Source organism: Senegalimassilia anaerobia JC110, assembly GCF_000236865.1.
In the GTDB taxonomy this organism is placed as follows: domain Bacteria; phylum Actinomycetota; class Coriobacteriia; order Coriobacteriales; family Eggerthellaceae; genus Senegalimassilia; species Senegalimassilia anaerobia.
On sequence record NZ_HE611017.1, the window covers coordinates 178,060 to 190,770 of the forward strand.

The window sequence follows — 12,711 nt, forward strand, 5'->3', positions numbered from 1 at the left end:
GCGCAGGCGGCGGGTGCGCCTCCAGCGAGCCGCGAGGCCGCTAATACCGGCACGCAGGCTACAGGGGTCGGCGTCCGGGCAAGCAACACCCGAACGGCAAGCGTATATTTCGCCGTCACCGATCGGGGCGTGGGCATCGCCGAGGAGGACATCGAGCGCATCTTCGCCAAGTTCGAGCAAGTAAACACCGCGGACGCCCGCCAACAGGGCACGGGCCTGGGGCTTGCCATCAGCAACCGCATCGTGCTCATGATGGGCGATCGCATCCGCGCGAACAGCCGCCTGGGGCATGGCAGCACGTTTTATTTCGAAATTCCCCTGACGATAGCCGATGCGGCCGACAAGTCATCGTGTGCAAACGCCGAGCAGGTCGATTTCACCGGGAAGCGCGCCTTGGTAGCCGAGGACAACGAGCTGAACATGGAGATCATCGCGTACGTGCTCGACGACATGGGATTCACCGTGGATAAGACGACAAACGGCCAGGAAGCGGTGGACGCGTTCGAGCAATCCCCTGTTGGGCGCTACGACATCGTCTTGATGGACGTCATGATGCCGGTCATGGACGGGCTTACCGCCGCGCACCGCATCCGCAGCCTTGGCCGCGCCGATGCCGCCGACGTGCCCATCGTGGCGACCAGCGCGAACGCGTTCGCCGAGGACGTGAAACGTTCGTTGGCCAGCGGCATGAACGCCCACGTCTCCAAACCCATCGACCCGGAAAAGCTGGCGAAGGTGCTGGCCAAGGTGATGCGATAAGGGCGGCCGCAGGTGGCCGATGCACCGGCGCGCGGCTGACGCCGCGCTTTACAGCTTGCCGCCTCACTCAAACCGAGCGCTACAACTGCCGACGACGCCTTCTGACCATAATCATGCCATTCGATCGGCCATCCCGAATCAGCTCATGCGCATCGTTACCCGCATCGTTCGCGCGCCCCATAACGTACGGGGGCCGCTGATTAGCGGCCCCCCGTTTACGTATACGTTTACGCTTGCACTACTCAGCCAGCTTCTTCGCCAGCAGCTGGTTGATGATCTTCGGATTGCCCTGGCCGCGCATCTCCTTCATGCACTGACCCACGAAGAACCCGATGACCTTCGTGTTGCCTTCCTTGTAGCGGGCAACCTCGTCGGGGTTCGCCGCGATGATGGCATCCACAACGGCCTCGATGGCGCCGGTGTCCGACACCTGCTTCATGCCGCGCTCCTCGACGATAGCCAAGGGATCCTTGTCCTCATCCATGATGGCGGAGAACACCTGCTTGGCCTGCTTGGACGAGATGGCGTCCTCGGCGAGCAGCTTCACCAGCTCCACCGCACGGGCGGGCGTGAGCGGGCTTTGCGCAAGGTCGGCATCCTCGCTGGCGTTCAGCCATGCGGTGACGTCGTTGATGGCCAGGTTGGCAACAGGCTTCGCCAGCTTGGCGGCATCCTTGCCCGCAACCTCCATGCACGCCTCGAAGAAATCGGCCGTAGCGCGATGATCGACCAGGTGGCGAGCATCGTAGGCGGACAGGCCGAACTCATCGGCGAAGCGGGCGGCCTTCTGGTCGGGCAGCTCGGGCAGCTTGGCGCGAACGCCTTCGATGAACTCGTCGGAAAGGTCGTAGGGCGCCAAGTCGGGCTCGGGGAACAGGCGGTAGTCGTCAGCGGTTTCCTTCACGCGCATGACGATGGTGTGCTTCATGGTGGGATCCCAATGGCGGGTTTCCTGGTAGATCTGACCGCCCTCTTCCAGAACCTCGGCCTGACGGCAGATCTCATAGGCCAAGCCGTCGTGCAGATTCTTGAAGGAGTTCATGTTCTTCAGCTCGGTCTTCACGCCCAGCTTCGTGGAGCCGCGGCGGCGCAGGCTGACGTTGCCGTCGCAGCGCATGGAGCCTTCCTCCATGGAGCAGTCGGAGATGCCGATGGCCAGATAGATCTGACGTAGCTTCTGCATGAACAGGCGCGCCTCCTCGGGCGTGCGCAGGTCGGGCTCGGTGACCAACTCGATGAGCGGCGTGCCGGCGCGGTTGTAGTCCACCAGCGAATGCGTGGCGCCCGCGATACGGCCCTCGTCGCCGCCGATGTGGATCATCTTGCCGGCGTCTTCCTCCATGTGGATGCGCGTGATGCCCACGTGCGCCGTGTAGCCGGAATCGGTGACGGTGACGTTCTCGCACGCCTCACCCGGCTTCAGGCCGGCGATATCACCGCGCTCCTTAGCTGCCGGACCGTCGACGTCCAGATCAAGATGGCCGCGCATGCAGAACGCCACCGGACCCTGCGTGGTCTGGAAGTTCTTGGCCATGTCGGGGTACATGTAGTTCTTGCGGTAGAACATGCTGTGCTTCTCGATGTCGCAGTTCGTGGCCAGACCGGCAAGCACGATGGACTCGATAGCGGCCTTGTTCGGCACGGGCAGAGCGCCCGGGAGGCCCAGGCACACCGGGCAGGTGTGCGTGTTCGGGTCGGCGCCGAACTCAAGCTTGCAGCCGCAGAACATCTTCGTGTTCAACGTGGTCAGCTCGGCATGGATCTCCAAGCCGATGACCGCCTCCCAATCTTGCAGCACTTCTTCGAGCTTACGCATTAGCAACGCACCTCCGAACCCTTCATCATCCCAAGGGCCTGCGCCCCGCTTCGCGGTGCTCGGCCTGCAACAGTCCACTGGACTGTTGCATCTTGCAGCACTTCTTCGAGCTTACGCATTACTCAACCACCTTCCCGTCGGCGAAGTTCGGGGCCACGGGGGCTTTGCCGTAGGCGGCCTCGAGCGCCATGGCGGCGCGGAACATGTTCTCGTCCTTGAACTGCGGGGCGATCAGCTGCACGCCCACGGGCATGCCGCTTTGCGCGCCCAAGCCGCACGGCACGCTCATGCCGCCGTTGCCGGCGATGTTGATGGAGATGGTGAACACGTCGGACAGGTACATGGTTGCCGGATCGGCGATCTCGCCGAACTTGAACGCCGTGGCCGGGGCCGTGGGCGCCATGATGACGTCACACTGCTCGTAGGCGTTGCGGTAGTCCTGCGTGATGAGCGTGCGGACCTGCTGGGCCGGGTAGTAGTACTGCTCGTACACGCCGGCGGAAAGCAGGTAGCTGCCCAGCATGATGCGGCGCTTCGCCTCTTCGCCGAAGCCATGGGCTCGGCTTGCCTCGTACTGGCTGCCCAGGTCCTTGTGGCCTTCCTCGCAGTAGCCGTAGCGCACGCTGTCGAAGCGGGCCAGGTTAGAGAACGCCTCGCACGGGCCCAGCACGTAGTAGGCGCTGATGGCGGCGTCGATATGCGGCAGGTCGACCTCGACGATGGTGGCGCCGGCAGCCTCGAGCTTGGCAGCGGCCTCGGACACGCGCTCCGAAACCTCGGAGGACAGGCCCTTGGCGTCCATGAAGCTGCGCACCACGCCGACGCGCATGCCCGCGACATCCTGCTGGCATGCAGCGCGGAAGCCGGCCTTCACGTCCTGCGACGTGCAGTCCAGGGGGTCATGGCCGCACAGGGCGTCCATAGCGGCGGCGGCATCCTCGACGCTGCGCGCGAACGGGCCTACCTGGTCGAGCGAACTGCCGAAGGCCACGACGCCGTAACGGCTGACCGTGCCGTAGGTGGGCTTGACGCCCACGATGCCGCAGAAGCTGGCAGGCTGGCGGATGGAGCCGCCCGTGTCGGAACCCAGCGTGACGCATGCCATGCCCGCAGCGACCGCCGCCGCAGAGCCGCCCGAGCTGCCGCCCGGAACACGACCCAGATCCCACGGGTTGCGCGTGGGGCCGAACGCGGAGGACTCAGTGGTGGAGCCGAACGCGAACTCGTCCATGTTCAGCTTGCCCAGCGGCACGCCACCGGCGTCGATGATGCGCTGCACGCACGTTGCGGTGTACGGGGACACGTAATTTTCCAGCATGCGGGAGGAGCAGGTGGTGTGCGTGCCCGTCATGTTCATGTTGTCCTTGAACGCCACCGGCACGCCGGCCAACGGGCCGAGTGCATCGAACGTGCCGTCGGCGATTGTCTGATCAACGCGCTGCGCGGCGGCCATGGCGGCCTCGGAGGTGACCTCCAGGAACGCATGCACCTGAGAATCGGCCTGCGCGATGCGGTCCAGGCTTGCCTGCGCGACCTCGCAGGCGGTGAACTGCTTGGATGCCAGACCCTCGCGGATCTGCGCGATGCCCATATCGGAGATGGCCATTACGCATCGCCTCCTTCGCCCAGGATGGACGGGATCAAGAAGCTGCCGTCCTGCTGCTTCGGCGCGTTCTCAAGCGCAACCTGCTGCGTGAACGATTCGGTTTCCACGTCCTCGCGCATGACGTTGGACAGGCTTCCGATGGGATGGAACGTAGGCTCCACGCCCTCGAGGTCCAGCTGCTTGATGGACTGCAGCGTTTCGATGATGTTGTTCAGATCGACCGTCATCTCGGAGAGCTCCTCCCCGGAAAGGCCGATACGCGCGTATTCCGCGATTCCGCGGACCTCGCGCTCGGTAAGGTATTGGGTCATTGGTTTCTTTCCTTTCGATTCCAACGCACGTGTTAGCGGCTACGCTGCAAAACGACGACTACCCCGCATCCGATTGCCGCCAGCACAATCGCGACACTTGCGGACGCGCCCGGGGAAGCCGACACAATGGCGGCGCCTGCGGACACGCCGGGGAAGCCGGCGCAGCTCAGCTTCACGCACGCTGAAAGCGGTTAGACCGTTAACTTGGCTATGATAGCAAACAAGCCCACCCATCAGGCCGCAAACCCTCAGGCGACAGCGATTCGATAGACACGGAACCCAGCCCCATCGCGACGCTGACCGCTACGCAATGCCAGCGAGCTTCAAGTCTTCATCTACCAGATGGCGAAGATATTCCGACCGCTTCATTCCCAGCTGCGCTGCGCGGATGTCGATGAGCAGGATTTTATTCACCGGCTCCTTAAACCCCACCTGCTTCATTTCCTCATCGAACATGAGCGGGCGGCCGGGACCATATGTAACCGGCCCGCTAGGTTCTCCATGCAAGATGCCGGCAGCGGCATCCGCCTCCCATTGGTCAAGCTGTTCAGGCGTAATGCCGAATTCTTTTTTGATTTCATCCGCAGACATTGCCATGCCTACCGCCTCCTTGCCAATAGCCCAAGTTCGAACAGCACTCTTTTCGTTGGCGGCTCCATTGCATGGTAAATCACTACCGCAGAAGGTTTTTGGGAGCCGATTAACTCAACAACCCTTCCGTCTTCCGTAAGCCCGATAGCAACGACTTGGTCTTCATACGGAGCCTTTCGGTGCTGCGACGCCATTCGATTTTCCCAGGCAAACCGTATGCTCTCCTCACTTAGGCCGTGCTTAAATGCATGCTCTGCAACGACGAGTCTGCTCATTAATGCCTCGAATTTCGTACAACGATATTTTAGCATGCCTTATCTGCGAAAACTATCGTTGCATTCCGTGGTTTCGAGGATCTTGCAGCATATGCGAAAGGCCGCATCGCCTTCGAAACGGCGATGCGGCCTTAGCAGCTGCGGGAAGCCCGCGAGCTCATCAAACGACGTCGCAGACGTCGCCCCCAGGCGGGCGCAGCGAATTCCGAACAGGTCGAGCTATCTCCACTCCGCCCAGATCACGTCGCCGCGCTCGGGGGCCTTAATGCCCGGGCCGTTGGGCAACATATAGTAGGCGTTGGCCTCGAAGCTCTCCGGGCTGCCGGGGCGCCCGGGCACGGGCCAGGCGCGCAGCGTGCCGTCCTCGGCACGCTCGGCACGCAGCAGCTTGATGCCGAAGAACTCGGGCTCGCCGGGCTTGTGCGCAGGATGCTCCGCGGGCCTATCCTCGCCGCGGACCGTGCCGCCATGCCCCTTCGGGCCGTGCCCACCCGCCGGGAACGCCTCAGCCAGCACCATGGGCGTGCGCGGAACCTCGGGATCCAGGCCCGAGAACGCGCGCATGAGCGGACGCAGGTAGAAGTTCAGCGTGAACGACGCGCCGGCGCTGGGGCCCGAGATGCCCACAATGGGCGTGCCGTCGACGATTGCAAAGCTGGAATGGTGCCCTGGGCCGTGGTTCGTCTGATGGCAGATCATCTGCCCCATCTGCTCCATGACCTCGCAAGACCAGTCGTCGCTTCCCTTCGACGACCCGGCGTTGAGCACCACGATGTCGGCCTGCTCGACGGCTTGCGCGATGGCCTCCTCGATAGCGTCGCGGCGATCGGGAACGATGTCGAACGGGATGAAGCACCCGCCCCACTGCTCGCACTTCGCCTTCACAAGCACGCTGTTCGTCTCGAAGTTGCGCCCGCGGGCGGCGAAGGATGCAGCGCGCTCGGGGTCGAACGGCACGCCGGGGGCCACCAGCTCGTTGCCCGTGGGGATGAACGCCACACGCGGGCGGCGCACCACCGGCACCGACCCGTTGTTGCCTGAACCCATGCGCGCCGCCAGGTCGGGCGTGATCAGCTGGCCTGCACGGCCCAGCACGTCGCCGCGACGCATGGCGCTGCCCACCGGACGCGTGCCCGCACCGGGCTTCGACGGCGCCGCGTCGATGACCACATGCTGCTCATCTGCGGAAACCTTCGCATGTTCGATGACGATGGCCGTGTCAAACCCCTCGGGCATGGCGACTCCGGTGTTGGCGAACTCCCAATCCCGGCCGCGCACCCACGAGCTGGTGTCGGGCACTTCGCCATCTACCAGGTCGGCAAAATCGGACCAGTGCAGCGCGATGGAATCCATGGCGCAGGTGAGCGCGCTCGGCATGTCGTTCACGGCGCACACGTCGTACGCCAGCACGCGCCCCACCGATTCCGCCAGGGAAACGCGCTCCACCAGCTTGCGTTCCACCTTGCCCACATGGAATTTCCCGGCATCGACGCCTTTTGCCTGCGCCTGCACGCCGCGCCAGCCGAAGCCCTCCGGCCGTGCGTCCAACGCCGCCAACGTCGCCGCAACCGCCTCCTCGCGCGACAGCTGTATATGTTGCGAATGGTCCTTCATGGCCGCCTCTTTCCCTGATGCTCAGCACGAAGCCGACGCATTGCGCGCACGCAACCCGCCGCCCGGCACCCGACCGCCCGGATGACGACGAGGCGCAACACGCGCGTCGCCCGCTCGCGCCGGGGACTTGCCCTCGGCAAGCTATTCTCGGTTGAATACAACCCAAACTATAGTCCAACTTCATGCGTTTGCGTGCCTTTCATTTGGATTCGGAATCGAATGCCCATGACGCTTGCATCGGCGCTTCGCCACGGCGTATACTGCCCCCTCGTAAAGGAGCGCGGGTGACCCGGAACAAGTCCAGGCATCCAGCCTCGCAGCAAAGAAACGAAAGGCGCTGACGTGACCGTATCGGTTGGTTCGTGCCCCGCAGAACGTGACGCGCGCTTGCGCGTGGGGTTCGTGGGAGCCGGCAAAATCGGGTTCGCCCTGGGAACGCATCTGTTCGAACACGGTTCGAAAGTCTCAGGTTATGCAAGCCGCACGCAAAAGGCGGCGCTTTGGGCATCGCAGTGCACGCATTCCGTTTCCTTTTCCTCGCTGCAAGCGCTTCTTGATTCCACGGACCTCATCTTCATAACCGTGCCCGATGGCGCCATCGCCGAAACGGCAGGCCAGCTGGCCGATGCCGCGGCGAGCACGCCGGCAGGCGACCTTTCCGGGAAACTGGTGTGCCACGCAAGCGGCGCGCTGACCTCCGGAGAACTCGACGCATGCCGAAAAGCCGGGGCAGCCTGCGCGAGCGTTCACCCGCTGTGCGCCGTGCCCGACGTCCCGACCAGCGCCGATGCGCCCGATCGCCTTGCAGGCATGTTCTTCACGCTTGAAGGCGACCAGGCCGCGGTCGACGCGGCGGGCGCGCTGCTGGATGCGGCGGGCAATCCGCACTGCACCATCGCGGCCGACGCAAAGGTGCGCTACCACGCCGCGGCGGTGTTCCTGAGCAATCTGGTGTGCGGCCTTGCCTCCGAGGGGCTGGGCATCCTGGAGGGCTGCGGGTTCACGCCCGAGCAGGCCCTGCAGGCAGCCGGCCCCCTGTTCACCGGCAATTGCGCCGCCATCGCGCAAAAGGGCCCGCAAAACGCCCTGTCCGGCCCTATCGAGCGCAACGACCTTGAAACGGTGCGCAAGCATCTGGCCGCATTGGACGGGCAAGCGCGCGAAACCTACGCCACGCTGTCGCTTTCCGTTTGCGAACTGGCCGCGCGGCGCCACCCCGAGCGCGATCACGCTCCGATGAGGAATCTGCTGGAATCAGCACAAACCCGCAGGTAAAGCGAAGGAGAAAGACCCATGAAGAACACCGTGGCAACGTTCGCCCAGGCCAAGGCCGAGGGCCGCAAGCTCGCCATGCTCACGGCCTATGACTATTCCACCGCAAAGCTCGAGGACGAGGCCGGCATCGACGGCATCCTCATCGGCGACTCGCTGGGCAACGTGGTGCTCGGTTACGAGGACACCCTGTCCGTGACCGTTGAGGACATGATCCACCACAGCGCCGCCGTCGCCCGCGGCGCCAAGAACGCGCTGATCGTCTGTGACATGCCGTTTCTGTCCTACGAGGTCAGCGTGCCCGACGCCGTGCGCAACGCCGGCCGCCTGCTCAAGGAAGGCCGCGCGAACTGCGTGAAGTTGGAAGGCGGCGAAGAAGTATGCCCGCAGGTTGCCGCGATGGTGGCCGCCGGCATCCCCGTCATGGGGCACCTGGGCCTGACGCCGCAGTCCATCAACGCGTTCGGCGGCTTCAAGGTGCAGGGCAAAAGCGAGGCCGCTGCCCGCAAGCTGATCTCCGACGCGAAGGCGCTTGAGGCCGCCGGCGCGTTCGCCATCGTGCTCGAGGCCGTGCCCGCCAAGCTTGCCGCCCTGGTCACCAAGGAAGTGGGCGTTCCCACCATCGGCATCGGCGCCGGCGCCGGCTGCGACGGCCAAATCCTCGTCTACCAGGACATGCTGGGCATGTTCAGCGACTTCTGCCCGAAATTCGTCAAGCGCTTCGCAAATGTGGGAGAGGCCATGCGCGACGGCTTCGCCAGCTACATCAACGAGGTGCGCGAGGGTTCCTTCCCCTCTGCCGAGCACACGTTCAAGATCGACGACGAAGTGCTCGAGAAGCTGTACTAGCCGATAACGGGCGGGCGCGACTCGGCCGAGATGCCCCGGCGCGCCCGCCTTCCCAAACGATTCGCAGGCACTCTGCATCCCGTGGCGCGACGAACGCCGACGCGCCCGGATGCGCCGCGAGTCGCTCAGGACCCTAACACGACAAACCGCGCGTCGAAGCGCCCAGATGTGCTACATCCACGGCACTTCGACTCCCGCCGCCTCACGATTTACCGAACCCGAAAGGAAACCTACTGAAATGCTTACCGTTGCCACCACCCCTGAACAGGCGAAACAGGTTATCAGCGAGTGGAAGGCGCAAGGCCTGACCGTGGGCCTCGTGCCCACCATGGGCTACCTGCACGAGGGCCACGAGAGCCTGATCAAGCGCGCCGTCGCCGAGAACGACCGCGTCATGGTCAGCGTGTTCGTCAACCCCATCCAGTTCGCCCCGGGCGAGGACCTGGAAACCTACCCGCGCGATTTCGAGGCCGACAAGCGCCTGATCGAGGGCGCCGGCGCCACGCTGGTGTTCCATCCCGAGCCCGCCGACCTGTACTTCCCCGATGCGTGCACCTACGTCAACGTCGAGGGCATCACCGCCGAGCTGTGCGGCAAGACGCGTCCGACGCATTTCCGCGGCGTGTGCACCGTTGTTAACAAGCTCATGAACATCTCCCAGGCCGACCGCGCCTACTTCGGCCAGAAGGACGCCCAGCAGCTGGCCGTCATCCGCCGCATGGTGCGCGACCTGAACATGAACGTGCAAGTTGTGGGCTGCCCCATCGTGCGCGAGGAGGACGGTCTGGCGAAAAGCTCGCGCAACACCTACCTGTCCGCCGAAGAGCGCACCGCCGCGCTCGTGCTCTCGCGCGCCGTGGCCGAGGGCCAGCGCCTGATGGAGGCCGGCGAGCGCTCCGCCGCCACGGTGCTGGATGCCATGAAGCAGCTTATCGGGGCCGAGCCCCTGGCGCGCATCGACTACGTCGAGATGGTGTCGTGGGACGGCATCAAGCCCGTTGAGACCGTCGACGGCCCGGTTCTGGTGGCCATGGCCGTCTACATCGGCAAGACGCGCCTTATCGACAACTTCATCTTCGGCGAATAATTTCAATCTCCAAAACCTACGAAAGGACCAACCACCGTGTTCTCTACCATGCTGAAAGGCAAGATCCACCGCGCCACCGTCGTCCAGGCCGAGCTTGACTACGTGGGCAGCATCACCGTCGACGAGGACCTGATGGACGCTGCCGGAATCCGCGAGTACGAGCAGGTGCAAATCGTCGACGTGAACAACGGCCAGCGTTTCGAGACCTACGTCATCGCAGGTCAGCGCGGCAGCGGCATGATCTGCCTCAACGGCGCCGCCGCTCGCTGCGTCTCGGTGGGCGACAAGGTGATCATCATGTGCTACGCCCTGATGACCCCCGAAGAGGCCGACGCGAACCCGCCGCGCGTGGTGTTCGTCGACGACGACAACCGCCCCGAGCGCATCACGCGCTACGAGCGCCATGGCCGACTGGAGGACATGGATCGCTAGCGCGCCGACAGAATCGGGCGCTTAGCGCTACGTCCCCGAAGCGGTCCGCGCAAAGCGCACGGACCGCCAGCGTGCTTTGACGGAATGACGGTCAGGGTTACGTCGCCAAAGCGGCTCGAAGCTCAAAGACAAAGGCGTCGGAAACAAACAGAGGCCGGGATGCGCAGAGCAGCTGCGCATCCCGGCCTCTTGCTTTGTTGAAACGGTGCTAGCTTTTAGTGCACCTGCACAAGAGAGAAGACGTCGGCATCGGTAACCTTGGCGATTGCCTGGCGCGGATTCAAGAACGCCAGCTCCATGAGGAAGCCCATGCCTGCCAACGAGGCGCCGAACTGCTTGATGAGCTTGGCCTGCGCCTCGGCGGTGCCGCCCGTAGCGACCAGGTCGTCAACGATCAGCACCACGTCTTCGGGATCGATGGCGTCGGCGTGGATCTGCAGCTCGTCGCTTCCGTACTCCAAGTCATAGCTTTCGCTGCGAACCTCGCGCGGCAGCTTACCCGGCTTGCGCGCGGGCACGAAACCGGCATGCAGGCGATACGCCACCGGCGCGCCGATCATAAAGCCTCGAGCCTCGGCGCCGACAACCTTGGTCACGCCCGCATCCTTAAAGTGCTCGGCGATGGCATCGATGGTGGCCTCGAAGCCGTCCGGGTCCTTCAGCAACGTGGTGATGTCCTTGAACACCACGCCCGGCTTCGGATAATCGACGATGTCGGTGATGCGGCCTTCAAAATCGAACGACGACATGGCGGTCCTTTCCTAGAATATGCGACCACGCCATTGTAGCGCCACCGGGCGAACCAGGCGCCGCAGCGCGCCAAAATCGGACGCTTCCGGCGTTAATGCCCACGAACCCACATGTTCGCCACGCCGAAACGCTGCAGCTCCTCGAACAAAAACGGCAGGTAATACGGCCAAGCACCGGAACCTTTGCTGGAAAAGCCCTGCGCATCGCTGAGCACCTCGACGCTCCACTCCAAGCTATCATCCTGAGCGGCATACGGCTGATAGGCCTCCTCCCATGAGGCCAGCTCGAAGCCGAGCAGCTGCCCGCGCAATGCGGCGGCGTCCTCGGGGCCCAGCTGCAAAAACTCGCGCTGCCCCATCACGCCCAGCTCCTGCTCGAGCGCTGCGCCCAGCTCATCGAACGTGATTCGCACGGTGCTGCGATTCTCCACAGAGCCGCGCATGGCCAGGTTGAACTCCACCATGCGCGCGCAGCGCAAAACGTCGAAACGCCGGTCCACGCGCATGCCCTCATCTACATCGTGCTGGCCCACGATAAGCTGCTCACCCGAACGGGCTCGATAACACCCCGCCGGGACCAGCGAGTCGCCATCAATGCGCAAAATGCCGTCGACATCGAACTTCGCGCCCGAGGGCAGCGGCTTCCATTGCGCGTACGAGTCGGAACGCTCGCCCAGGCGCCGCAATGCGCGGCGGCATTTCCCCAGGTTGCCGCGATAATAGTCGAACCCATCGTCAAGAGCCGCCTCGAAGTTCGCCGCCGCCTGCACGTAATACGCCTGCGCCAGCGCATAATCCCGCGCACAGCCGCGCCCGTATTCGAAACAACCCCCGAGCCTGAAGGCCGAGCTTCCCAGCCAATCGGGCTCATTGCGGCCCTGCGCAAGCCGATGCGCCTTGCCGTACAGCGCAAACGCCTGGATATCTGCAGCCGATTCGTCCTCAACGTCGATATTGCGCCAATACAGCATGTCGCCGAGCTTGTACAACGCTTCCGGATGTTCGCAAAACGCCGCCTGTTCGAACAGCTCCAATGCCTGTTCGGCATCCTCTTCACCCAAACGTCCGTATTCGTAGATGTAACCAAGGTTCACCGCGGCTTGCGGATTGCCGAAGCTCAGGCTCTTCTCGTAGAACTGTCGCGCCGCCTCGAAGCACCGCTTGTCATCGGAGGCAAGCCCGTCGTTGTAAAACCGCGCGCCGATATCCAACGACAAGCCGCCGCGTTGCTGGCTGTCGCGCGCTTCGTCGTATGAGGGGTCAAGATTGCGTAGGTCCATGTGGTTCCCTTCAAGGTATACCGTTCCACCATAGCAGAGAATCAGCAAGGACGGCCCGAAGCTGCTATGT

The 12,711-nt window shown here is 63.9% G+C and carries 12 protein-coding genes; 5 read left to right on the forward strand and 7 right to left on the reverse strand.

Features of this window, described 5'->3' with window-relative positions; translation table 11 throughout:
• On the forward strand, nucleotides 1-759 hold a 759-nt coding region (locus tag SFHG_RS09040; RefSeq protein ID WP_042436531.1), incomplete at its 5' end, for an ATP-binding response regulator.
• 238 nt (nucleotides 760-997) lie between these two features.
• Here the strand turns inward: SFHG_RS09040 and gatB are convergent.
• From gatB to SFHG_RS09070, 5 genes are all read right to left on the reverse strand, one after another.
• On the reverse strand, nucleotides 998-2,575 hold the full coding sequence (gatB, locus tag SFHG_RS09045; protein WP_042436534.1) for an Asp-tRNA(Asn)/Glu-tRNA(Gln) amidotransferase subunit GatB: 1,578 nt from the start codon (nucleotides 2,573-2,575) through the stop codon (nucleotides 998-1,000).
• Nucleotides 2,576-2,693: 118 nt separating this feature from the next.
• Nucleotides 2,694-4,181 (reverse strand): Asp-tRNA(Asn)/Glu-tRNA(Gln) amidotransferase subunit GatA, encoded by a 1,488-nt coding sequence (gene gatA / locus SFHG_RS09050; protein ID WP_042436536.1) that lies wholly within the window; start codon nucleotides 4,179-4,181, stop codon nucleotides 2,694-2,696.
• The gene (gatC, locus tag SFHG_RS09055; RefSeq protein ID WP_042436539.1) at nucleotides 4,181-4,492 is read right to left on the reverse strand and encodes an Asp-tRNA(Asn)/Glu-tRNA(Gln) amidotransferase subunit GatC; all 312 of its coding nucleotides are present in this window, start codon (nucleotides 4,490-4,492) and stop codon (nucleotides 4,181-4,183) included. Before gatC ends, gatA begins: the two co-directional genes overlap by 1 nt.
• 303 nt (nucleotides 4,493-4,795) lie before the next feature.
• Nucleotides 4,796-5,089: a hypothetical protein gene (locus SFHG_RS09060; protein ID WP_052297917.1), complete on the reverse strand. Its 294-nt coding sequence runs from the start codon at nucleotides 5,087-5,089 to the stop codon at nucleotides 4,796-4,798.
• A gap of 488 nt (nucleotides 5,090-5,577) precedes the next feature.
• Nucleotides 5,578-6,972 carry a molybdopterin-binding protein gene (locus tag SFHG_RS09070; RefSeq protein WP_042436545.1) on the reverse strand — a complete coding sequence of 465 codons (1,395 nt, stop codon included), beginning with the start codon at nucleotides 6,970-6,972 and terminating at the stop codon, nucleotides 5,578-5,580.
• A gap of 342 nt (nucleotides 6,973-7,314) precedes the next feature.
• Between SFHG_RS09070 and SFHG_RS09075 the strand changes: the two genes are divergently transcribed.
• From SFHG_RS09075 to panD, 4 genes are all read left to right on the forward strand, one after another.
• On the forward strand, nucleotides 7,315-8,247 hold the full coding sequence (locus SFHG_RS09075; RefSeq protein WP_162096590.1) for a Rossmann-like and DUF2520 domain-containing protein: 933 nt from the start codon (nucleotides 7,315-7,317) through the stop codon (nucleotides 8,245-8,247).
• Nucleotides 8,248-8,265: 18 nt separating this feature from the next.
• Entirely contained in the window at nucleotides 8,266-9,093 is an 828-nt protein-coding gene (gene panB, locus SFHG_RS09080) for a 3-methyl-2-oxobutanoate hydroxymethyltransferase (protein ID WP_042436547.1), read from the forward strand.
• Between the two features lie 238 nt (nucleotides 9,094-9,331).
• A complete protein-coding gene (gene panC / locus SFHG_RS09085; protein ID WP_042436549.1) occupies nucleotides 9,332-10,180 on the forward strand; it encodes a pantoate--beta-alanine ligase in 849 nt (282 codons plus the stop codon).
• A 36-nt stretch (nucleotides 10,181-10,216) separates the two neighbouring features.
• Nucleotides 10,217-10,612, forward strand: a complete 396-nt coding sequence (panD, locus tag SFHG_RS09090; RefSeq protein WP_114620913.1) for an aspartate 1-decarboxylase — start codon at nucleotides 10,217-10,219, stop codon at nucleotides 10,610-10,612.
• A gap of 215 nt (nucleotides 10,613-10,827) precedes the next feature.
• Here panD and SFHG_RS09095 read toward each other — a convergent pair whose 3' ends face one another.
• Both SFHG_RS09095 and SFHG_RS10260 read right to left on the reverse strand, forming a co-directional pair.
• Entirely contained in the window at nucleotides 10,828-11,361 is a 534-nt protein-coding gene (locus SFHG_RS09095; protein WP_042436551.1) for an adenine phosphoribosyltransferase, read from the reverse strand.
• A 92-nt stretch (nucleotides 11,362-11,453) separates the two neighbouring features.
• Nucleotides 11,454-12,641 (reverse strand): tetratricopeptide repeat protein, encoded by a 1,188-nt coding sequence (locus SFHG_RS10260; protein ID WP_052297918.1) that lies wholly within the window; start codon nucleotides 12,639-12,641, stop codon nucleotides 11,454-11,456.
• Between the last annotated feature and the right edge of the window lie 70 nt (nucleotides 12,642-12,711).

Excerpts from the sequence above, each read along its gene's own strand:
- gatA (WP_042436536.1), bottom strand. The coding sequence starts at position 4,181 with ATGGCCATCTCCGATATGGGCATCGCGCAGATCCGCGAGGGTCTGGCA.
- SFHG_RS09095 (WP_042436551.1), bottom strand. The coding sequence starts at position 11,361 with ATGTCGTCGTTCGATTTTGAAGGCCGCATCACCGACATCGTCGATTAT.
- SFHG_RS09060 (WP_052297917.1), bottom strand. The coding sequence starts at position 5,089 with ATGGCAATGTCTGCGGATGAAATCAAAAAAGAATTCGGCATTACGCCT.
- SFHG_RS09070 (WP_042436545.1), bottom strand. The coding sequence starts at position 6,972 with ATGAAGGACCATTCGCAACATATACAGCTGTCGCGCGAGGAGGCGGTT.
- panC (WP_042436549.1), top strand. The coding sequence starts at position 9,332 with ATGCTTACCGTTGCCACCACCCCTGAACAGGCGAAACAGGTTATCAGC.
- panB (WP_042436547.1), top strand. The coding sequence starts at position 8,266 with ATGAAGAACACCGTGGCAACGTTCGCCCAGGCCAAGGCCGAGGGCCGC.
- SFHG_RS10260 (WP_052297918.1), bottom strand. The coding sequence starts at position 12,641 with ATGGACCTACGCAATCTTGACCCCTCATACGACGAAGCGCGCGACAGC.
- gatC (WP_042436539.1), bottom strand. The coding sequence starts at position 4,492 with ATGACCCAATACCTTACCGAGCGCGAGGTCCGCGGAATCGCGGAATAC.
- gatB (WP_042436534.1), bottom strand. The coding sequence starts at position 2,575 with ATGCGTAAGCTCGAAGAAGTGCTGCAAGATTGGGAGGCGGTCATCGGC.